Raw genomic sequence first — 23012 nt, forward strand, 5'->3', positions numbered from 1 at the left:
GATCCTCATTCATCTATATCACCCGCTTTCCGGTTTTCGCCTCGTAACGGATTTTTTCTTTTAATTTATTGATTCCATAAATAAGAGCTGCCGGATTTGGGGGACAACCGGGGATATATACATCGACTGGCACGATTTGATCAACCCCTTTGACCACCGAGTAGGACTTCACATACGGACCCCCTGCCGTTGCGCAGGAGCCCATGGCAATGACCCATTTAGGTTCTGGCATTTGGTCATATAATCTACTTATGATTGGTGCCATTTTTTTCGTTACCGTACCTGAAACGATCATGACATCAGATTGCCGGGGTGACGTCCTGAAAAAAGAACCGAAACGATCCAAATCGTAATGTGAGGAGCCCACACCCATCATTTCAATTGCACAGCATGCTAAACCGAATGTCATTGGCCAGAGGGAGTTGCTTCTAGCCCAGCCCTTAATTTGTTCAAGCGTTGATAAAAAAATGCTTTGCCGCATCTCTTCCATTTCGGCAGGGGTGAGGTCGTCTAATCTCAATTCCATTTCAACACCTTCTTTTTCCAAGCATAAATTAGTCCTAGCATCAGGATGATGACGAAAAATAGCATTTCAATAAGCGCAAACAAACCTAGCTCATCATAGGCCACTGCCCACGGGTAGAGAAAGACCGTCTCTACATCAAAAATGACGAACATCAATCCGAATAAATAATATCGAACATTGAATTGGACCCTTGAATCCGAAAAAGGATCGATACCGCTTTCATACGTCGTATATTTCATATCCGTCGGTTTGTAAGGCCTAAGCAGCTTGCCAAGAAACAGTGCAATAACAGGTAATAATATCCCGAGACAAAGAAAAACAAATACGATTAAATAATTATTTTGGTATAAATGCAGCTGTCCCATATTCATCTCCCTTTTATGGATCATTCAAAAGTTAATGGATACATGTTCAATTTGCTTGTCTTCTTTTTTGTTGGATGCCGTTTTAAATATTTATGCAGAGTAGCAATCTTTTAGAAGCAACGTGGCGAGAGGGGGGGTGGAAGTAAAAATGTAAGCGTATACATTATAACATTTTGACTATCAGATGTCGACGAGTGGAGGATTTATATGGAAAATAGTTTGTTCCATCATTCGAGGGATTTCAGCAGATTTTTTCCCATTACGACCTTCCATGACAAGAAAGAAAAAAACACCTGAATGAACCGGTTGGTTCATTCAGGTGTTTTCACCATATATGGTTATCGCATTTCTGCAATTTGGATTCGGTTGATGGCACGTTTAAGAGCTAGATCAGCTCTTTTGACATCATTCGATCCATCATTATTTTGCAATCTTTGTTCTGCACGTGCCTTTGCTGCTTGAGCACGTGTAAGATCGATAGTTTCAGCTCTTTCAGCAGATTGAGCCAAAATGGTTACCACATCAGGGCGGACTTCCAAGAAGCCACCATTTACAGCTACATAGTCTGTGTTGCTTCCATTCTTAAGACGGACAGCACCAATGGTAAGCGGGGCTACGGTTGGAACGTGTCCAGCCATGATTCCCATCTCACCGCTTTTAGCTTTAGTGCTTACCATTTCAACTTCTGCATCATATACTGGGCCATCGGGAGTAACAACATTGACTTTAATGGTCTTCATTTCATTCCCTCCTAGGTCCCTTTAATTAAGCCATTTCTTTTGCTTTAGCAATAACTTCTTCGATGCGGCCAACTAGACGGAAAGCATCTTCAGGAAGGTCGTCATATTTTCCAGCTAGGATATCTTTGAATCCTTGGACTGTTTCTTTAACTGGTACATAAGATCCTTTTTGACCAGTGAATTGTTCAGCCACGTGGAAGTTTTGTGACAAGAAGTTTTGGATTCTACGAGCACGGGCAACGATAACTTTTTCGTCTTCGCTTAATTCGTCCATACCCAAGATCGCAATGATATCTTGAAGTTCTTTATATTTCTGTAGAGTTGATTGAACTTGACGTGCCACTTTATAATGCTCAGCTCCAACGATTTCCGGGCTAAGAGCACGAGAAGATGACGCCAACGGATCAACCGCTGGGTAGATACCCATTTCAGAAAGTTTACGCTCAAGGTTAGTTGTTGCATCCAAGTGAGCGAAAGTAGTAGCCGGAGCCGGATCCGTATAGTCATCGGCAGGTACATAAATCGCTTGAATGGAAGTAACGGAACCTTTATTCGTTGAAGTGATACGCTCTTGCAGTTGACCCATTTCCGTTGCAAGGGTTGGTTGGTAACCTACAGCAGAAGGCATACGGCCTAGTAGGGCAGAAACCTCGGAACCTGCTTGCGTGAAACGGAAGATGTTATCGATGAAGAAAAGAACGTCTTGTCCTTGTTCGTCACGGAAATATTCAGCCATTGTCAAACCACTTAAAGCGACACGCATACGTGCACCAGGTGGCTCGTTCATTTGTCCGAATACCATCGCTGTTTTCTTGATAACACCGGAATCAGTCATCTCGTAGAAAAGGTCATTACCTTCACGAGTACGCTCACCTACACCAGCGAATACGGAGATACCGCCGTGCTCTTGTGCGATGTTATTGATAAGTTCTTGGATAAGTACAGTTTTACCAACACCGGCTCCACCAAAGAGACCGATTTTACCACCTTTGATATAAGGGGCAAGTAAATCTACTACTTTAATACCCGTTTCAAGAATTTCAACTTGTGTTGATAATTCCTCGAAAGTTGGTGCTTGTCTGTGAATCGGATCACGACGCACCTCTGCTGTAAGTGGTTCGAATAGGTCAATGTTTTCCCCTAAAACGTTGAAAACGCGACCTAGAGTAACTTCACCTACAGGAACGGAAATTGGAGCTCCTGTATCAAGTGTCTCTGCACCACGGGTTAACCCATCAGTGGAAGACATTGCTACAGTACGAACTGTATTATCACCTAGTTGAAGGGCCACTTCAAGAGTTAGTCCTGTACCAGACGCTGTATTTTCGATTCTTAACGCGTTATAGATCTTAGGAAGTTGTCCGTCTTCGAATTTCACGTCAACAACCGGACCCATAACTTGAGTAACGCGTCCTATATTCATCGTTTTCCCTCCTAACGTTGCTTATAACGACTATCGTATCGATATTATGGGACAGCCAAGCCTAGTCCGGGCTGACCGCCCCTTTAATGGTTCTATTCTAGAGCAGCTGCACCGCCGACAATCTCGGTGATTTCTTGAGTGATCGCTGCCTGACGTGCACGGTTATATTGTAATGAAAGTGAGTCAATCAACTCTTTTGCATTATCTGTTGCATTTTTCATTGCAGTCATACGTGCAGAGTGCTCACTTGCTTTACCATCTAACAAAGCACCATAAATCAAACTTTCAGCGTACTGAGGCAATAATACCTCAAGGATTTCTTCCGCATTCGGTTCAAATTCATAAGTCGTCAATGTTGAATTGGAAGTATCAAAGTCAGATAACGGAAGGATTTGCGTTTCCGTTACTTCCTGCTGGATCGGGCTGACATAATGGTTATAGTACATATAAAGCTCATCACACAGCTCATTCAAATATAAGTTCACTGTGGATTTTGCAAGGGAGCTGATGTCAGCGAAAGACGGCTGATCGGGAACTCCAATTACTTCAAGCTCTACGTGCATATTACGGCTGACAAAGAAATCACGGCCAACCCTTCCGATTGCGATAATGACGAACTCATCATTGGATTTATGGCGTTCAAGAATGGTCTTATGAACTTGGCGAAGGATGCTACTATTGTAGGCCCCAGCCAAACCACGGTCCGATGTGATAACCAAGTATCCGGTTTTCTTAACTGGACGTGAAGTAAGCATTGGATGAGAGGCACCCGTACTTCCGTTCGCAATACTGGATACCACTTCTTGAATTTTTTCCATATATGGAACATATGCTTTAGCATTAGCTTCGGCACGGTTCATTTTAGAAGCAGATACCATCTGCATCGCTTTTGTAATTTGACTCGTCTTTTTCGTTGAAGTAATCCGAGACTTAATATCGCGTAAAGAGGCCATTCATTCTCACCACCCTTTAAAAATTAGTTAGACCTTATTATTCAGAAATAACGAAGTTCTTTTTGAACTCGTTAATGGCAGCAACGACAGCAGCGTCTTCAGGAAGACCTTTAGTTGTGCGAATGTGATCTAATAATTCCGGATGAGAACGATCAAGGAACACATAGTATTCTTCTTCAAAACGAAGGATATCCGAAACTGGAATATCATCTAAATGACCTTTAGTCAAAGCATAGAAAATCATGACTTGTTTTTCAACTTTAATCGGTTTGTTTAGATCTTGTTTAAGAACTTCAACTGTACGAGCACCACGGTTAAGTTTTGCTTGTGTTGCAGCATCCAGATCTGAACCGAATTGAGAGAATGCTTCCAATTCACGGTAAGAAGCCAAGTCCAAACGCAATGTACCGGCAACTTTTTTCATCGCTTTAATTTGTGCAGATCCACCAACACGGGATACGGAAAGACCAGCGTTGATCGCAGGACGAACACCCGAGAAGAACAAATCGGATTGCAGGAAGATTTGTCCATCCGTGATGGAGATAACGTTTGTTGGAATGTAAGCAGAGATATCGCCTGCTTGTGTTTCAACAAACGGAAGTGCAGTGATTGATCCAGCACCTAAAGTGTCGTTCAATTTTGCTGCACGCTCAAGTAAACGGGAGTGCAAGTAGAATACATCCCCTGGGAATGCTTCACGGCCTGGAGGACGACGAAGTAGCAAGGAAAGTTCACGGTATGCAGATGCTTGTTTCGAAAGATCATCATACACGACAAGAACGTGCTTACCAGCGAACATGAACTCTTCACCCATAGTCACACCAGCATAAGGAGCTAGGTATAAAAGTGGTGCCGGTTGAGATGCTGATGCAGATACTACGATTGTGTAATCCAATGCACCGTTTTTACGAAGCGTTTCAACTGTTCCACGAACCGTTGATTCCTTTTGTCCGATAGCCACATAGATACAGATCATATCTTGGTCAGCTTGGTTAAGGATTGTATCGATCGCAACGGATGTTTTACCAGTTTGACGGTCACCGATGATTAACTCACGTTGTCCGCGACCGATTGGAACCAATGCATCGATTGCTTTAATACCTGTTTGCAGTGGTTCATGAACTGATTTACGGTCCATTACACCAGTTGCAGGGCTTTCGATTGGACGAGTTTTCGTTGTAGCGATTGGACCAAGGCCATCCAATGGCTGTCCAAGCGGATTCACGACACGTCCGATTAATTCTTCTCCTACAGGCACTTCCATGATACGGCCCGTACGGCGTACTTCACTGCCTTCTTTAATGTCTCTGAACGGTCCAAGAATAACAACACCTACGTTATTTTGCTCCAGGTTTTGTGCTAAACCCATTGAACCATTGGAAAATTCTAAGAGCTCCCCAGACATTGCATTATCTAAACCATGAACGCGTGCGATACCATCACCAACCGTGATGACTGTACCCACATCGCTTACTTTAATTTCCGACTGATAGTTTTCAATCTGCTTTTTAATCAGCGCACTGATTTCTTCAGCTTTGATGCTCATGAATTTCACCCCTATCTGTGAATATTAACCTAATAGTTGTTTGCTAAGGCGATCTAGCTTACCGCTGATCGTCCCGTCATAAATACGGTTGCCGATTTGGAGCTTCATTCCGCCAATGATCGTGCTATCCGTAATATTGGTAATGCGTAGATTCCGTTTGCCGATTTTTGCAGCAAAAGCTGAAGACACAGCTTCCGCTTCAGCTTCAGTTAAAGGATTGACTGTATAGACAGTCGCATCCGCAACTGAGTTTTCTTCATTGGCTAGTTCAATGAACTCTGCTGCCATGGGAGCGACTTCAGCTGTGCGATGGCGCTCAACCATTAGCATTACAGTATTTTGAACGGAAGGTGATATTCCTGCAAAGGCATTTTTCATCACTTCACGTTTTGCATCGCCAGTCATTTTAGGATGAGCCAAGAAACTTAAAAGCTCCTTATCCTTCGTGAAAACTTCATGCACTATGCGAAGCTCTTCTTCAAGTTGGTTAATGAGATTTTGCTCTTTCGCAATTTGGAAAAGAGCTACAGCATAACGTCCTGCTACAGTTATATCGCTCATTTACCTTCTCCTGCCTCTTGAATATATTCATTTATTAATTTTTCTTGATCAGCTTGTGATAGTTCTTTTTCAATCACCTTAGATGCGATCATGACAGATAAAGATGCAACTTGCTCGCGCAATGCGGCAACTGCTTTTTCTCTCTCTTGTACGATTTCACGTTTTGCTGATTCCTTAACACGTTCAGCTTCAGCACGCGCTTGATTAATGATATCTTCGCGTTGAGCCTCACCTTGTTGTTTAGCATTCTCTATAAGTTGTCCCGCTTCTGTGCGAGATTGTTTTACGATTTCACGCTGTTCTTCCAGATACTTCAGCGCTTCTTTTCTACTAACTTCAGCTGCTTCGATTTCGTTTGCGACATGCGCTTCACGTTCTTTCATGATGCCCATCAATGGACCCCATGCAAACTTTTTAAGCAACGCTAACAATACGATGAAAATGAAAAGTTGGTATAAGATATCTCCACCATTAAAGTGGCCTGCTTGACCAAGTACAAAATTGCTTGTTAACACGCTCGGTTCACTCCCTTCATGAGATTCACTATTGAAGTTCTGTATTTTCAATTGACAGTATCCTGCCATAATAATTATTCACTTTAACACAGAGCAATGGCGAAGGTTCTCCTTGGATCATCTTCGCCATTATGGAACTCTTTCAAGTTATCTTATTTACCTAGAACAATAAACGCGATAACTACCGCGATGATTGGTAATGCTTCAACTAAAGCGATACCGACGAACATAGTCGTTTGAAGCATACCACGAGCTTCCGGCTGACGAGCCATTCCTTCAATTGTACGTCCAACGATAAGACCGTTACCAATACCCGCACCTAGTGCACCTAATCCAACTGCGATAGCAGCAGCTATAAGACCTAAAGAACCTGTCATGATAAATTTCCTCCTTGAAATGTTGTTTTATTTTTTTTGATCAATATAATGTTCAAAATGAACAATACTTATAATTAATGGTCGTCACTTACTTTATGGGAAAGATAAACCATTGTTAACATAGTGAAAATGAATGCTTGGATGGAGCCGACAAACACACTGAACCCTTCCCAAGCCAACATTGGAATGGCAGCACCAATCGCACCAAATGCGCTGCTTGTGCCTAGACCAGCCAGTAAGGTTAATAGTAACTCACCCGCATAGATATTTCCGTATAGCCGCAATCCAAGAGTTAACGTATTGGCAAGCTCTTCAATAATCTTTAACGGAAACAAGAAACCCATTGGTTGGACGTAAGTTTTTGCATAATTCTTCATACCTCTCATCCTGATACCATAATAATGGGTCAATCCCAATACCATGACTGCCAAGGCTAGAGTTATTGCTGGATCAGATGTAGGTGATTTCCACCAAAGCTCTCCTCCTATTACAACGGAGAAAGGCAATCCTAGCATGTTCGAAACAAATACGTACAATATTAATGTCATTCCCAACATAAGGAACTGACCACCCGTACGCCAATCCATATTGCTGTTGATGATGTTTTTCACAAAATCCATAACCCATTCGATAAAGTTTTGCATTCCTGTTGGCTTCATCGCAAGTTTACGAGTTGCTGTTACAGCAATAATGAAGACGATGAGACTTGCGATAGTCATCATTAGCACATTAGCCAAGTTGAAATGTATTCCAGTCTCCATAAATTCCCACATAGGAGCTTCATGATTCAACAGTATTCACCTCTCTTCTTTACTACCTACGTATGTTTTGTATAAAAAAATCTATCATAATGACAAAATAAACCGTCATTAATCCCACAACCACGCAGACCACTTGAAACTCATAGGGATACTTCAATGCGATAATTGCAGCTAAACCCGCCACAGACATTCTAGTTAAACTACCAAGTGAGCGCGTTTTTTTACCCTCCGCTACTTCTTGGGCAAACTTTTTGTTTTTTTTGACCATGGACCAAAAAATAAACAGGCTGAAGGCAGTACCAAGCAACAATCCTTGGAAGACTGAATCATATGATGTGAATGCCACCCCAATCACATAAATACCCATTAGATACAGCATGTATTTCAGCTGCCTATTGAACATTTTTTCCAATTCTAGCATTTTATCATGTAATCTCCCTAGAAATATTGTAGATCTGTGGGTTAGCAAGGTAAATTTGCCCGTAATAAGTCCAAATAGAGAGTCGAAAAAGCACTCCTATTTGTCACGTTATTGACGTATGAAACCCCTCTCATTCTACATCCTTTGTTAGCATACAATAGGCTAGAATCAATGTCAATGAGTGGTTAGTGAAATTTGTCACAGGTTTGTAATTATTAACGAAACGTTCACAAATTATCTTTTTTATGCTATTGACATCCGATTTATTTTACATATTGTCTTATGTTCACTCAATATGTAACGTCTTTTCCACCCGATCTTCCCTTCCATTCCTCCTTGCAAAGATAATTGCTTTATACACTCCTTTAGGTGGCAAGTTCTTCCTCAGGACATTCTTTTTGATCAAACCAGAAGGTGCCGGCTTCGACCAATCCAGATATCCTGCAAATTTTAAGCTATCTTCCTCATAAAGGGCAATCCCGAATTCGTCGGCCCCCCTCGGAAGGTACATTTCGTAACGATAAGTTCCAGCTTGATCTCCTTGTCCAAAATCAAAACCCATCACCCTTGGATAATCAGGCTCTTCTTTCACATATAAATAGGGAAGGGAAATTCTTTTCGTTCCTTCCATTATAAGAAGGTAGCCATCGAAGACTCCCTTTTCCAAATCAGCCGGGTTTACCTGAAGCCCCACTTTCAGCCTTTTCTTTTCCTTCGGCTTCAAAGTAAGGGATTTCGGCAGCTCCCATGTGAGCCCCTTCTCCTTTAGTGGCACTTTAAACGAATAGTTCCTCATCTTCGTTCCCGTATTTTCGATCAATATCGTTTCATGATGCTCTTCAATTCCACCCTTTTTCGTATACATCCCAAATGATAACGAGCTTGGATTCAAGAGCGTGTCCGCCTTTAAGGCTTCGTCGATCTGGATGCGTCCCGCCCCTTGTTCATATGTGTGATAAAATTCGCCGGCAGATTTCCTTAATGGCTTGGATGTGCTCATCAATGCCGATTTCACTTGATCGGGGTTCCAGTCCGGATGCTTTTGCAAAATCAACGCGCACGCTCCTGCCACATGCGGAGCTGACATGCTGGTTCCGTCGAGGGACATATATCCATTAGGAATGGTGCTTTCAATTTCGACTCCAGGCGCCAATACGTCCGGCTTTATTCCCCATGATACTGTCACCGGACCTCTTGAGCTAAAATCAGCGAGCCGATCTTGTTCGTTTTTATATAAGAAGCGAACGGTATGACTATGCTCTTGCTCCATGACTTTCTTAAGGCGCAACCCATCTCTTCTATTAATAGAAGCTACTGGGATATTCATTTCTTTTTCCAGGCTTCCTGTAAAGGTCCCGCCCGTATTATTATAGATGATCACTCCTTCGGCACCCGCCTTCGCCGCATTGGATGCCTTCTGCTGGAAAGTGAGTACCCCGCGCTCCAGCAACACAATCTTATCCTGGGCATGCTTCAGGTCTTTTTCATCTCCAAGACCGCCATCCATCACCTCTTCGGAAAACGCCAGATTCCATTTCCTCGACCCTTGAAATGAATGCAAGCGCGTATGATGCTTTTTCGAACCTAGGCCGTAAACCATGAACGGAACCTTTAAAGGAGGAGTGGATGCTCCGACGGAAATCGCTTTTTCCGAGGTTCCTGGAGAACCGACAGTCCATACCTCCGGACCGGAGTTTCCATTCGAAGTCACGGCTACGATGCCGCTTTCGACCGCCTTATTCAACGCAAGCGATATCGGTAAATCCGGACCATTTACGTTATTGCCGAGAGATAGGTTCAATACATCCATCTCATCCTTCATTGCCGACTCGATAGCCGTCAAAACTTGCTCGGTATCCCCAGCACCGCCTGGACCCAGCGCCCGATATGCATAAATCTCCGCTTCCGGGGCTACGCCCTTCAGTTTTCCATTGGCAGCTATGATACCTGCAACGTGCGTTCCATGTAATGTATCCAGCTCACCCTGTTTTTTAGTTTCCATCGGATCTCCATCACCATCAACCAGATCCTTCCCTCCCCGATAAGCCCGTTGTAAATCCGGATGTGTATAATCAATCCCTGTGTCGATCACCCCAACTTTGACTCCTTTTCCGGTGATTCGATGGTTCTCCTCATCAAGGAAAGCTCTCACCCTCTCTCCTCCTATGTATGGGACACTTTCATCCAAGACAGCATGATACGTGGAAACCTCCGTAACCGCCTGGATATCATTTTCCTTTTTAAGCCGTTCGATCTCATTGAGGCTTCCCCGTAACGAAAAACCATTAAGCGCAACCGAATAAACCGTCCGTAACTGGAGAGTTGGATATTTCCCAAGCAGTTCACTGATTTTTTTTCGCTCAATAGCTTGATCCATCGTGACAACGACCGTCACTTTTTTAGATTCGGTTAACTTGGGCAACGGCGGCAAAATGATGGATGCCGCTTCCTTTTCATATGAATAAGTAAATAATAGAAGAAAAACAGTTATATATATGAACAATTTCATTACCAGCTTCAACATAATCATCCCCTTAGCTGTTAGCTTTTCTCAACAACCTTGGAGTATGCAAATAAAAAGGAAAAGCAGTATCGCTTTTCCTTTTTATTTTTCTACTTCCCAGCCCCATTCTTGAATTTGAAGCAATCACCGGCAATATAGCTGACCTATGCAAGTAACTCACGATGGTCCCCAGTGAAACGAAACGCGCCCTTCTTTTTCACGCGCAATGGAATGCAACGGTAAAGTCCAACCATCCAAACAAAAAAACTGCAGACAAATCGAGTTTGTCTGCAGTCTAAAATTATCCTTCATTATGAATCAAATCTAGTTGGCGGTACATCCACTAGCTTGAAATAGTAACGGATCGCTTCCGCTATACGAGCTGAAGCATTCCCATCACCATACGGATTCGAAGCCTTGGACATTTTTTCATGTTCTTCTTCGTTCGTCAGTAATTCATGTGCCATATTGAAGACCATCTGTTCATCAGTGCCCGCCAATTTTAAAGTACCAGCCAATATCCCTTCAGGACGTTCAGTCGTACCCCTTAAAACAAGGACGGGTACACCAAGTGACGGCGCTTCTTCTTGGATGCCTCCAGAGTCGGTCATGATCAAATATGCCCTTGAAGCGAAGTTATGAAAATCCAATACATCCAATGGCTCGATTAAATGAACCCGGGATTCCTCTCCGAGAATTTCATTTGCCAGTTCCTGAACAAGTGGATTTAAATGGACTGGGTAAACGACTTGAATGTCATCATGCTCGGCAATGAGTCTCTTGACAGCCCTGAAGATATTCCGCATCGGCTCCCCTAGATTTTCGCGGCGATGAGCAGTCAGTAAAATGAGCTTGTCTTCTCCCAATCCAGTTAAAACGGGGTGGCTGTATGAGGACCGTACCGTCGTTTTTAAAGCATCAGTCGCCGTATTCCCCGTCACGAAGATATTGTCCTTCTTGTTTTCGTTCAACAGATTCGCTTCCGCTTTTGAAGTCGGAGCAAAATGCAAGTCCGCCATCGTCCCGGTAAGTTGGCGATTCATCTCTTCCGGGTATGGGGAATACTTATTCCAAGTGCGCAACCCCGCTTCTACATGGCCAATGACGACCTGATTGTAAAAGGCAGCCAGGCTGGCGACAAACGTTGTAGTCGTATCACCATGGACAAGGACGATATCAGGCTTGGCTTCCTTCATGATGGAATCAAGACCGTTTAATGCCCTCGTTGTGATATCGGCAAGTGTTTGCCTATCCTTCATGATGTTCAGGTCATAATCCGGCTGGATCGAGAATAATTCAAGAACTTGATCTAACATTTGACGATGTTGAGCCGTAACGGCAACGATCGGCTTGAAATGTTCTGGGTGTTTTTGGAATTCCAAAACTAACGGAGCCATTTTGACGGCTTCCGGTCTCGTACCGAAAATTGTCATGACCTTTATCGGTTCGTTCATTCGTTACACCTCAGTTTCCATCCATTATTTTGTGCCGAATAAACGATCTCCCGCGTCTCCCAGACCTGGAACGATGTAACCATGTTCATTCAGCTTCTCATCAAGTCCTGCAATATAAATATCCACATCAGGATGAGCTTCTTTTAATGCATCCACACCTTCTGGAGCTGCAATCAGGCACATGAATTTAATATTGACCGCACCGCGCTTTTTAATGGAGTGGATCGCTTCGATGGCAGAACCGCCGGTAGCTAGCATTGGATCAACGACGATACATTCCCTCTCAGCCAAATCACTCGGCATTTTCGCATAATATTCGACAGGTTTCAATGTTTCCGGATCACGGTATAGACCGACATGTCCGACCTTGGCAGCAGGAATCAATTTAATGATTCCGTCCACCATCCCTATGCCCGCACGCAAGATTGGAACGATCCCCACTTTTTTACCCGAGAGCATTTTCACCTTCGCTGTGCTTACCGGTGTTTGGATTTCCACCTCTTCAAGCGGCATATCCCTTGTGATTTCAAACGCCATCAATGAAGCCACTTCATCAACTAGTTCGCGGAATTCTTTTGTTCCTGTATTTATATCGCGTATATAGGCTAATTTGTGTTGAATTAACGGGTGATCGAAAACAAAAACTTTTCCCATTTGGCATCTCTCCAATTCCATTGCTTAATTTTGCTCTTTTTATGATTTCCCTATTTGAATAGAAAAATTTTCGTGCCTTTAAATTCACTTCAACCTATTTTACAGAAAAAAGGTTCAATCTTCAATAAAGGTTTAGATGTCAGACCTATTTTCACAATTCAGATTCTTCAATTATAATCCGCAGAAAAAACCACTCCTAAAAAAGGAGCGGCTCGGATATTACAATGAAGGATATAATTCGAACTTACTCGTTAACGATTCCACACGTTGTTTCGCTTCTTCAAGTTTAGCCTCATCTTCATTATTCTTCAGAACAAGTCCGATGATCGATGCTATTTCATCCATATCTTCCAAACCGAAGCCACGCGATGTCACAGCAGCGGTACCGATACGAATACCACTCGTTACGAATGGTTTTTCCGGATCATAAGGAATCGCATTTTTGTTAACCGTAATCCCGATTTCATCAAGAACGTGCTCAGCGATTTTTCCAGTCAATCCTGTAGAGCGTACATCAAGAAGAATCAAGTGATTGTCCGTCCCATCAGAAACAAGGGTGAACCCTTCCTTTTTCAAACCTTCGCCCAAGCGTTTGGCGTTGTCGATGATTTGCTGTGCATACACTTTAAAATCTTCTTGAAGCGCTTCGCCGAATGCAACAGCTTTAGCGGAGATTACATGCATCAATGGTCCGCCTTGAATACCCGGGAAAATTGATTTATCGATTTTCTTGCCAAATTCTTCTTTACAAATGATCATCCCACCGCGTGGTCCGCGAAGTGTTTTGTGAGTTGTTGTCGTTACGAAATCAGCATAAGGGATAGGACTTTGGTGCAATCCTGCAGCAACAAGACCTGCGATATGGGCCATATCCACCATCAAATATGCTCCAACTTCATCTGCAATCTCGCGGAATCGCTTGAAATCAATTTCTCGTGGATACGCACTCGCACCTGCGACGATCATTTTTGGTTTGTGCTGACGCGCTTTTTCCAATACATCATTATAATCGATACGGTGGTCTTTTTCGTCTACACCATATTCTACAAAATTATAATTGACGCCACTGAAGTTTACCGGGCTGCCATGTGTTAAATGTCCCCCATGGGAAAGGTTCATGCCAAGCACCGTGTCGCCTGTTTGAAGTACCGTGAAGTATACCGCCATATTGGCTTGAGCCCCAGAGTGCGGCTGTACGTTCACATACTCTCCGCCGAAAATCTCTTTTGCACGATCACGGGCCAGATCCTCAACGATATCGACATACTCACAACCGCCATAATAACGTTTTCCAGGGTAACCTTCTGCATATTTATTGGTTAGGACCGATCCTTGAGCTTCCATGACCGCTTCACTCACGAAGTTTTCAGAAGCAATAAGCTCGATCTTACTTCTTTGACGCCCTAATTCCAGTTGAATTGCGTTAAACACTTGCTCATCTTGCTTGGCTAAACGATTCATTCCGTAATTCCTCCTCAAAATGTGCGTGATTCGCTTTTTAGTATTTATGTGCAACATGTCTTCATAAAGACATGAAAAAGCCTGTCCCATAATAATTAGAAAATTCTACTCCATTTTAACATGTCTATTTTAGAAGTGATAGTGTAATTTTATCGAACGTTAAATGTTTTTACATTTGTAAATGTTCGTATTTAACTTATTATTTTTGTATAATACTTCATTTAACCTAGGTTCACAAGCTAAAATGACTTCCATCCCCCCTGAAATACAGATCCCTTCCATTTATGACGATTTAAAAATGGCATGGCTTGATGGAGCTTGTCTACAGTCAGGCGATGTCGGTTTCACGAAGGATTTCAGATATTACCCTTAAAACGTCACTTTCCACTCGGATCAGGACCTTTGTTTCTTGTGCAGGCCATCCAAATAATCAAAAAGGGTTCCGGAATGAGACCTCCGAAACCCTGCTTATAAACGGAACATGCCTCAAACGAGACCAGGCGTGCGTGCCAACCGTCTACTCAATGACAACTCTTGTTGACGGAAATGTCCTGATAGACGGCCCGCTCCCCGCCGATAAGTTTGGGGCGGGTTTTTGCCATCGTCACATGTGCGTGCCCTATTTCCTTGATGGCAGATCGAAGCGGAACGGCCACATGCTTTAAATGCATACCAATGAAGGTATCCCCAATATCCATGCCCGCTTCCGCTTTAATATGCTCCACGACTACGGCATCTTTCCATTGTTGAAAGGCGTATGTTGCCATTGATCCGCCTGCCGTCCTGACCGGTATGACGGACACTTCTTCATACCCTCTTCGCACAGCCGTTTCCCTTTGCAAGACCAAGGCCCGATTAAGATGCTCGCAACATTGATAGGCCACTTGGACACCGGTTTTTTCTTGAAAATCGCTCACAACGGAAAATATCATCCCGGCAACATCGAGCGTTCCTTCCGTGCCGATCCGTTTTCCCACCACTTCACTTGTACTGCAGCCAATGACCAACAGTTGTTTCTCTTTCAAGGCCGCCTCTTCTTGAAACTCATGCAAAAGTTCCCGAAACTGGTTTTCCCATCTCTCAAGTTCATTTGAAATTTTAGCTCCACTTGACATGAAAACGCATCCTTTCAATAAGAAAACTTGCTATCCGAAGAAAAGTCAAATCACTGCATATCCTTTTCAAGGATTTACGCTTCAGCTATGTTTTCCTTCATAGTCGGCTATTTTTCCGATCCTATTTTGATGGCGGCCGCCTTCAAATTCCGAGGTCAGCCATGTTTGAGCGATTTCCCTGGCAAGTCCAGGTCCGATGACACGCTCTCCCATCGCCAGCATATTGGTATCATTATGCTGACGGGTCAATTTAGCGCTATAGACATCATGCACCAAAGCACAGCGTATCCCTTTGACTTTATTCGCTGCAATGCTCATCCCGATCCCTGTACCACAGATCAAGATGCCCCGATCGAACTCACCCTTTGCCACTTTTTCAGCAACAGGCAAAGCATAATCCGGATAATCGACTGACGTACTGCATTCACAGCCAAAATCCTCAAACGGGATCTGTAACTCATTCATTAAATTCTTGATTTCTTCACGGATATGAATTCCACCATGATCCGAGGCAATCGCAACTTTCATCAAAATCCTCCTCTTGCTTTTTATTTGATTTCATTGTGTCACAAAATTGTGAAAAGATAAAGGATGGCGGCCGCCGTCCATGCCTAAAAAGAAGCAGGAAACCGCTCCGGTCTCCTGCAGGGAATTTTCAAGTGTGAAAGCGTGTAATGGTGCTTTTCAGATTTTCCGCTTGGTTTTTGAGTTCCAACGCCGATTTTTCGACATTTTCCATCATGTTTACCTGCTCGTTTGTCACAGCCATAACCTCCATCGCTCCAGCAGAAGTCTCCTGAGCAATGGCAGCCACTTCCTGGGACTGCCTGGATGTTTCCTCTACACTTTCCATTTGACGATCAATAAGCTCTGTAATATCTTTTACCGCAGCGACAACATTATGTACCGTTTTTGTCATGCCTTCTATAGCTATATCCGTTTCCGTCCCCTTTTGAGCCTCTTCATTTGCCGTTTTGACCTGATCACTTATCTGCTTGACGACAGCCCTGACTTCAACCTGAATGTTTTGAACCAAGTTCGAAATGCCCTGCACAGCTTTAGCACTTTGATCCGCTAACAGCCGGACTTCTTCAGCAACAACTGCAAAACCTTTTCCATGCTCCCCCGCCCGGGCTGCTTCGATGGAGGCATTCAGTGCAAGCAGGTTCGTCTGTGCCGCGATATTTCCGACAAGCCCGATGATTTGTTCCACTTTTTTTGCATGCTCCTCCAAGCGCTCGACTGATTCCAAAGACTGTTGGTTTCCATATGCAAGCTGATTGATGCCGTCGACCAAGGAATTGACTACCGTTTTACTCTTGATGAGCTCTGCAGCCATTTCACCTGATAGACCGACGGACTCCTGCGCTTTTGTTTGAACCTCCTGGGCTAAAATGCTGACCTCGTCAATCGATTCGGCCGTATTCATGATGGAAGCGGCTGAGGTTTCCGCCCCTTTCGAAATTTCCCCGATCGTCGTTGCCATGTTTTCTGCCTGTTCCGATGCTTTTGATGATTCTTGAGAAATATGGATGACCTTTTCATTCGTCTCATGGAAATTCGCTTCAATATTCCGAACCATCTCCCGCAGGTTAGAGAGCATATGGTTGAAGGCAATGCCCAATGAACGGATTTCATCATCCGTCTTCGGCAGTACAACCGCTTCATTAATGCTGCCATCGGCGGCAATCAGCACGGCCTTTTCCAAATTTTTCAAAGGCTTGGTAATGACACCTGCTGCAAAAAACGCAAGAATCCCTGACCACAATATCCCTAATAAAAGTGTCCCTGCACCAAAACTAAGTGAATTCATGTTGGCAAAAAACATGGGCTGGACCACGAAGATGAAAAACGCTGAGATCGAGTAGGTGATCAGAGCGAGGACCGTGATGAAGATAACTAATTTTTTTCTCAAACCAAACTTATAACCCGAATTTCCCACCATGCTATTTCCCCCTGTAGACTTCTTACTCTTGCAGCCTCATGACCAATTTTTCAATTAAATCTTGCAGCTCCTTGAACGTTTCCCGATAAATGCCTTCCGAACCTCCAAATGGGTCGATTATGTCTCTATCATATTTATCGTCAAGAACGAACTCTTTTAAAGTAAAAGTCTTATCGATCATATTGGGGTGTCCACTGATGATGACGGCTTTATGCCCTTGGGTCATGGTGAAAATATGAGTCGCCCATTCCATTTCCTCTTTGGTTAGAGGCTTCGATCGATGATTATGGACAATGTCATTTTCAACGAGAATATGACTAGCGTGCATCGAAGCACTTTGTCCAGCGGAGGCGTAGACGCCAGCTGACCTCACTTCCACACCCGGAAGGTTCTTATTCTTCAAAATCGCTTCTGCCATTGGGCTTCTGCATGTGTTGCCTGTACATACAAATAATATTCGGATCATTTTAAAGCCTCCCTTTTTATCCATTATAAGCCTTCGCAGATTTTTTATAGTCAAAAAAAAAACGACACTGCCTATATAAAATCCCCTTTGCCCATGATTGAGCGTTTCCGCCCTTAACCAGAAACAAAAATAAAAACCGCCCCAGAAACGGAACAGTTGAGGAAGGACGAATATGATGTTGGATTTATTTATAACGAGAACAATAATTTCAAACCAAATGCACATAGGATGCTGCCGCCAAGAATCTCACTATAAACACCGAGCAACCCCTGCATTTTTCTTCCCAGTAAAAGACCTGCCCACGTCAAAAGGGTGGCAGCAATCCCAAAACAAAGGATGGTCACAACCGTTTTTGCACCGTAAATCCCCAGGGTCAAGCCTACCGAAAAGCTATCCAAGCTTACACCTAAGGCGAAAATCAACAGGCCTTTTCCAACAGGCGCCAGCATCTTATTTTCCCTTGAACCAGATTCATCCTTTTTACCCGGAATGAACATTTGTATTCCAAGTATGATCAGCAAAAGACCACCTGCATATGTGGCAAAGGTTCCAAATTTATCGGAAATGAAACGCCCTGCCCCCATACCAAGCAAAGGCATCCAAATATGAAAAATGCCTACAACCAGCCCTATAGAAAATATTTGCCTCAATCTCAGCTTAAACATTCCCATGCCGAGACCGACTGAAAAGGCATCCATTCCCAACGCGAATGCCATAAGCAATAAGGTGATGATTTCTCCAGCAAATGTATTCATCCCAATCCTCCCTCGGACGTGCCTACTACATGTTATGCATGTCCGAAAAGAAATAGAAGGATAAAAATCAGCGCTTATTTATACATGCCATTCGTCAATGACTTGGTGACCTGCCGCCTTCTCAAGCCGATTCATGACTGCAGCACCAATACCTGATTCAGGAAAACTTTCACTAAAAATGATATCCACATCCAGCTCATCAAACTGACGCAAAGCATCATATAGCCCTGTGGCAACAGTATCCAATTCCGCCAATGAACCAGGGACAACCACATGATCCGCCCTATAATCAGCTTCGTGCTCAAGAGCCGTTATGATGCCCACCCTGAGCCCTGCCTTTCTTTTTTCATCGACGAGCCTTTGCAGGAAAGCTGGATGACCTTTGACTAAATATAGAGGGGCTTTCGGTGCATAGTGAGTATATTTCATGCCTGGAGCCTTTGGGGCCGTATCCTGATTCTTCAAAGCGACATCCTGCTGCACATCGCCGATGACGGCCTTCAGTTGTTCCAGAGTCACCCCGCCGGGCCTTAAAATAATCGGGACCTCCACCGTGCAATCAAGAACCGTGGATTCCACCCCTACACCTGTCGTGCCTCCATCGACTATGCCTGCAATCCGCCCGAATAAGTCATCCTCGACATGTTTAGCCGAAGTAGGGCTTGGTTTGCCTGAAGTATTGGCGCTGGGAGCAGCAATAGGCAGATCACTCGTGCGAATGATGCCGAGGGCAACCTGATGATCGGGCATCCTGACGCCAACCGTGTTCAATCCGGCTGTCACAAGGTTTGATAGCTTGCCCGGTTTATGTTTCAAGATCAATGTCAAAGGTCCTGGCCAAAATTCAGCCATAAGCCTGCGAGCCTTTTCGGGAATGTCTTCAACAATATCCTCCAGTTGCCCCTTAGAGGCTATATGGACGATCAAAGGATTATCACTTGGACGGCCCTTCGCTTCAAACACTTTTTTCACCGCCTCGTCACTTTTGGCATTCGCTCCTAGTCCATAAACGGTCTCTGTAGGAAAAGCAACCACTTGGCCGGCCTTTAACAATTCAGCCGATTCTGTAATTTGGGGATAACTTTGTAAATTATCCACATTTTTATCCACTGACCAAACTTTCGTTTTCATTTTAAACACCATCGCCTTTTACCATTTCTTTTTTTATCCAATCGCTTTTATATGAGCGATATTTTCATTAAATCGCATAGATTTTACTTAAAAGTACTTTGAAAGTATAAAAGAAGTATACACAGAATTCAAGCGTTATCCACAAATTGTGGATAAGCATATCGAAACGGTGGATAAGTTTGTGGATATTAATGATTAATGACAGACTTTTTCGATATTTTGTTAATAACTCTGTGGATATGTTGTTCAATAACTAAAAAAGAGGGTCATTGCCCTCTTTTTAAAATAGATCATTGAAAATTTCTGCGAATAATGACTTCACTTCCACCTCGGGCTCCTTTTCCCCTTCATACAATTGTTGGCTCTGTTCAGTCGATTTTGCCAGCTTTTCTTCCTCCTCTGGCGCCGCCTTCGCATTTCCCTCTGATTTCACAGCTTCTTCCTTCACTGTATCCACCTGTGCTGCCGGTCTTGCCGATTCCGCTGCGACCTCTTCCTTATTCTGCTCCTCTGGCGCTTTTCCCTGTTCCTCGGTGACTTCCGCTTTTGCTTGTTCGTATGGAGCAGAGTTCTGTTCTTCCTTCGTTGCAGCATACACCTTGCCCCTCGAGGCTGACTGCGCTTCCTCTTCTTCCTCCGTTATCGGACTTTGGCTCACTGCCGTCCCATTTGAAAAATCAAGGAAGCATAACGGCGGAAACAAGACACACCACCAATTCGCGCCTTCACCTTCGCCGAGCGTGATGATCACGGCTTCATATTCCCCGGCCGGATATAAGTATTGTCCATAAAGTTTTGTCGGAAATTCCGCTTGGCCAAAATCGACTTTCACTGACTGTTCCAAGCCATTCTCCTTTACGACCGCCTCCGCCTTGGCTTGAATATCAGGCAGATGAGAGGTAATTACATCCCTCGCCTCATCCAAGGAGGTAAGCTCCTGGACCCACTTCGTGATATCCTTATTAACCTCATCCCTAATCAACCTTTTGACTGCTTGATCCTTTTCTTCATCGCTATTTGCTAGTATCCTCAGGCGGATTGCCTCATCCGGGATCACCTTGGTTTCTTCGGCACCGACCACTTCCGCTTTCGGCATATATATACTTACAATCGTTCCTATCGTTAAGATTACTAGATAAATAATGGCTAAATGTTTAGTTTTCATCGCCTTCGCCCCCTCACATGAATCAGTCTCACCATTTTCCATCTATCTTAAACTAGTAAAATAAAAAAAATGGTAAGCAGGTAGATTCCATATGCAAGCCAAACAAAAAAATCCGTCCCAAAGGAGGGACGGATCATGTTAATGCAGCGAAGACCATTCGATCTTTTTCATTGATGTCATTTTCAACCGATACCCGAGCGTCAGGAAACGTCCGCAGCAGCATATCAGCAACCGCCTGCCCCTGCCCAGCGCCCACCTCGAAGCCAATCAGTCCCGGTACATTCATGACCAGCGGCAACTGTTCCATAAAGCGGCGGTAAAAGTCCAGACCGTCGCTGCCGGCAAATAAGGCACGATGCGGCTCATGACCCGTTACCACCACTGACATGGACTTTTGATCATCAATCGGGATATATGGAGGGTTCGATAAAAGGATGTCCACCTTTTGGTTTTGCTCAATGAACGGCAAAAGCAAATCTCCCTGCATGAACTGCACCTCGGCACCAAGCGCTCTAGCATTTCCCCTCGCCACTTCAAGGGAAGGTTCCGCTATATCCGTTGCCGATACGAGCAAGCTTGTTTCTTCAAGCTTCATCGTAATCGCAATTGCACCGCTGCCGGTACCGATATCCGCTAAACGGAGCTTCTCGCGCTTATTAAAAAGGGACGGCATCATACGGAGTGCATGATAAATCAATTCCTCCGTTTCAGGCCTCGGTATCAGCACTTCTTCATTCACGCAGAAGGTCCGTCCATAAAACTCTTCACTGCCGATTATATATTGGATCGGCGTTCCCTCAACATGGAGTTCCACAGCCTCCTTAAAACGCCCAAAATCAGCTTCACTTAGCTCATCATGCAGGTTCGCCAACAGCATGGAGCGGGTTTGTTTCAAGAAATGCTGCAATAGGATTTCTCCGGCATTGGCATCACGATCATTCTCCTTTAAAAAAGAAGAAGCCCATTTAAGGGCTTCGAACACTTTCAGCGCAGAATCACTCATCTGCATTTTCCAGCCTGGAAGATTGGTCTTCCATGATCAAAGCATCCACGACCTCATCAAGCTTGCCTTCCATGATCTGATCGAGCTTTTGGATCGTCAAACCGATACGGTGATCCGTAACGCGGTTTTGCGGAAAGTTATACGTACGAATCCGTTCGGAACGATCACCCGTCCCGACTGCAAGCTTCCTATTTTGATCATATTCCGCCTGCACTTCACGATGGATTTTATCGTATACCCTCGCCCGCAGCACTTTCATGGCTTTTTCTTTGTTCTTGATCTGTGATTTCTCATCTTGGCAAGATACAACCGTATTGGTCGGGATATGCGTCAATCGCACGGCAGACATTGTCGTATTGACACTTTGCCCTCCAGGACCGCTTGAAGCAAACGTATCGACCCGAACATCCTTATCGTGGATTTCGACTTCCACTTCCTCCGCTTCCGGTAAAACGGCGACCGTGGCCGTAGAGGTGTGAATCCGCCCGCCAGACTCGGTTTCAGGCACCCGTTGAACGCGATGGGCCCCATTTTCGAATTTCAATTTAGAATAAGCGCCATTTCCATTAATCATGAAGATGATTTCCTTGTAGCCCCCAAGCCCAGTGGGACTTGCCTCGATGACCTCTGTACGCCAGCCCTGCACCTCGGCAAAACGGCTATACATGCGGTATAGGCTGCCGGCAAACAAAGCCGCTTCATCCCCGCCTGCCGCGCCGCGAATTTCCATGATTACGTTTTTATCATCGTTCGGATCCTTTGGAATGAGCAATATTTTCAACTTATCTTCAAGACCTTTTATCATCTCTTCAAGCTCGTTGATTTCCTCTTTTACCATATCACGCATATCCGCATCAAGTTTGTCATCGAGCATCGCCTTGGCTTCCTGGAGTTGCCCACGAACCGTTTTATACTCCTTATAAGCCGACGCGGTTTCTTGAATGCCGGATTGCTCCTTGGAGTATTCCCTTAATTTCTTGGAGTCATTGATGATTTCCGGGTCACTTAAAAGTTCATTCAATCTTTCATATCTATCTTCTACTGCTTGCAATCGATCAAACAAATCATTCACCTCATAAATTTCCCGATTCAACGATATGAATCGGAAGTAATCCATCTTTTTTCACTATAAATAAGTCGTTCAGTGCCCCAGCTCAGTTCACTTCTAGGTT

24 protein-coding genes are annotated in these 23012 nt (G+C 44.1%); all 24 read right to left on the reverse strand.

The annotated features are described in order from the left end of the window. Nucleotides 1-13 precede the first annotated feature (13 nt). Nucleotides 14-526, reverse strand: coding sequence for a NuoB/complex I 20 kDa subunit family protein (locus tag AS888_RS06025; RefSeq protein WP_061141273.1), 513 nt, complete (start codon nt 524-526; stop codon nt 14-16). Then, nucleotides 517-891: an NADH-quinone oxidoreductase subunit A gene (locus tag AS888_RS06030; RefSeq protein WP_061141274.1), complete on the reverse strand. Its 375-nt coding sequence runs from the start codon at nt 889-891 to the stop codon at nt 517-519. The genes AS888_RS06025 and AS888_RS06030 overlap by 10 nt, the downstream gene beginning before the upstream one ends. Nucleotides 892-1229: 338 nt before the next feature. Continuing rightward, nucleotides 1230-1631 carry a F0F1 ATP synthase subunit epsilon gene (locus AS888_RS06035; RefSeq protein WP_061141275.1) on the reverse strand — a complete coding sequence of 134 codons (402 nt, stop codon included), beginning with the start codon at nt 1629-1631 and terminating at the stop codon, nt 1230-1232. Between the two features lie 25 nt (nt 1632-1656). Then, nucleotides 1657-3054: a F0F1 ATP synthase subunit beta gene (gene atpD, locus AS888_RS06040; protein WP_061141276.1), complete on the reverse strand. Its 1398-nt coding sequence runs from the start codon at nt 3052-3054 to the stop codon at nt 1657-1659. Nucleotides 3055-3146: 92 nt separating this feature from the next. Continuing rightward, entirely contained in the window at nt 3147-4007 is an 861-nt protein-coding gene (locus tag AS888_RS06045; protein ID WP_061141277.1) for a F0F1 ATP synthase subunit gamma, read from the reverse strand. Between the two features lie 37 nt (nt 4008-4044). Further along, complete coding sequence (gene atpA / locus AS888_RS06050) at nt 4045-5553, reverse strand: F0F1 ATP synthase subunit alpha (RefSeq protein WP_061141278.1); 1509 nt, start codon at nt 5551-5553, stop codon at nt 4045-4047. A 24-nt stretch (nt 5554-5577) separates the two neighbouring features. Beyond that, nucleotides 5578-6114 (reverse strand): F0F1 ATP synthase subunit delta, encoded by a 537-nt coding sequence (locus AS888_RS06055; RefSeq protein WP_061141279.1) that lies wholly within the window; start codon nt 6112-6114, stop codon nt 5578-5580. Continuing rightward, the gene (gene atpF, locus AS888_RS06060; protein ID WP_061141804.1) at nt 6111-6629 is read right to left on the reverse strand and encodes a F0F1 ATP synthase subunit B; all 519 of its coding nucleotides are present in this window, start codon (nt 6627-6629) and stop codon (nt 6111-6113) included. The genes AS888_RS06055 and atpF overlap by 4 nt, the downstream gene beginning before the upstream one ends. 152 nt (nt 6630-6781) lie before the next feature. Next, entirely contained in the window at nt 6782-7006 is a 225-nt protein-coding gene (atpE, locus tag AS888_RS06065) for a F0F1 ATP synthase subunit C (RefSeq protein ID WP_061141280.1), read from the reverse strand. Nucleotides 7007-7080: 74 nt separating this feature from the next. Next, on the reverse strand, nt 7081-7797 hold the full coding sequence (gene atpB, locus AS888_RS06070) for a F0F1 ATP synthase subunit A (protein WP_061141281.1): 717 nt from the start codon (nt 7795-7797) through the stop codon (nt 7081-7083). A gap of 22 nt (nt 7798-7819) precedes the next feature. Continuing rightward, nucleotides 7820-8188: an ATP synthase subunit I gene (locus tag AS888_RS06075; RefSeq protein ID WP_061141282.1), complete on the reverse strand. Its 369-nt coding sequence runs from the start codon at nt 8186-8188 to the stop codon at nt 7820-7822. 286 nt (nt 8189-8474) lie between these two features. Then, nucleotides 8475-10697 carry a S8 family serine peptidase gene (locus tag AS888_RS06080; protein WP_081092358.1) on the reverse strand — a complete coding sequence of 741 codons (2223 nt, stop codon included), beginning with the start codon at nt 10695-10697 and terminating at the stop codon, nt 8475-8477. Between the two features lie 305 nt (nt 10698-11002). Further along, a complete protein-coding gene (gene wecB / locus AS888_RS06085) occupies nt 11003-12145 on the reverse strand; it encodes a non-hydrolyzing UDP-N-acetylglucosamine 2-epimerase (RefSeq protein ID WP_061141284.1) in 1143 nt (380 codons plus the stop codon). 24 nt (nt 12146-12169) lie between these two features. Then, complete coding sequence (gene upp, locus AS888_RS06090; protein WP_061141285.1) at nt 12170-12799, reverse strand: uracil phosphoribosyltransferase; 630 nt, start codon at nt 12797-12799, stop codon at nt 12170-12172. 219 nt (nt 12800-13018) lie between these two features. Then, nucleotides 13019-14260 (reverse strand): serine hydroxymethyltransferase, encoded by a 1242-nt coding sequence (locus tag AS888_RS06095; protein ID WP_061141286.1) that lies wholly within the window; start codon nt 14258-14260, stop codon nt 13019-13021. A 521-nt stretch (nt 14261-14781) separates the two neighbouring features. Next, the gene (locus AS888_RS06100) at nt 14782-15375 is read right to left on the reverse strand and encodes a TIGR01440 family protein (RefSeq protein ID WP_185113038.1); all 594 of its coding nucleotides are present in this window, start codon (nt 15373-15375) and stop codon (nt 14782-14784) included. A gap of 81 nt (nt 15376-15456) precedes the next feature. Further along, a complete protein-coding gene (rpiB, locus tag AS888_RS06105) occupies nt 15457-15903 on the reverse strand; it encodes a ribose 5-phosphate isomerase B (RefSeq protein WP_057911903.1) in 447 nt (148 codons plus the stop codon). Nucleotides 15904-16030: 127 nt separating this feature from the next. Further along, nucleotides 16031-17320 carry a methyl-accepting chemotaxis protein gene (locus AS888_RS06110; protein ID WP_061141287.1) on the reverse strand — a complete coding sequence of 430 codons (1290 nt, stop codon included), beginning with the start codon at nt 17318-17320 and terminating at the stop codon, nt 16031-16033. A 22-nt stretch (nt 17321-17342) separates the two neighbouring features. Continuing rightward, nucleotides 17343-17786: a low molecular weight protein arginine phosphatase gene (locus tag AS888_RS06115; protein ID WP_061141806.1), complete on the reverse strand. Its 444-nt coding sequence runs from the start codon at nt 17784-17786 to the stop codon at nt 17343-17345. 188 nt (nt 17787-17974) lie between these two features. Then, nucleotides 17975-18541, reverse strand: a complete 567-nt coding sequence (locus tag AS888_RS06120; protein WP_061141288.1) for a manganese efflux pump MntP — start codon at nt 18539-18541, stop codon at nt 17975-17977. A 78-nt stretch (nt 18542-18619) separates the two neighbouring features. Beyond that, nucleotides 18620-19672, reverse strand: coding sequence for an L-threonylcarbamoyladenylate synthase (locus tag AS888_RS06125; protein WP_061141289.1), 1053 nt, complete (start codon nt 19670-19672; stop codon nt 18620-18622). A 280-nt stretch (nt 19673-19952) separates the two neighbouring features. Further along, a complete protein-coding gene (spoIIR, locus tag AS888_RS06130; RefSeq protein WP_061141290.1) occupies nt 19953-20837 on the reverse strand; it encodes a stage II sporulation protein R in 885 nt (294 codons plus the stop codon). 133 nt (nt 20838-20970) lie between these two features. After that, nucleotides 20971-21840, reverse strand: coding sequence for a peptide chain release factor N(5)-glutamine methyltransferase (gene prmC / locus AS888_RS06135; RefSeq protein WP_311316465.1), 870 nt, complete (start codon nt 21838-21840; stop codon nt 20971-20973). Next, nucleotides 21833-22912 (reverse strand): peptide chain release factor 1, encoded by a 1080-nt coding sequence (prfA, locus tag AS888_RS06140; RefSeq protein ID WP_185113040.1) that lies wholly within the window; start codon nt 22910-22912, stop codon nt 21833-21835. The genes prmC and prfA overlap by 8 nt, the downstream gene beginning before the upstream one ends. Nucleotides 22913-23012 lie beyond the last annotated feature (100 nt).

Source organism: Peribacillus simplex, assembly GCF_001542915.1.
Taxonomy (GTDB): domain Bacteria; phylum Bacillota; class Bacilli; order Bacillales; family DSM-1321; genus Peribacillus; species Peribacillus simplex_B.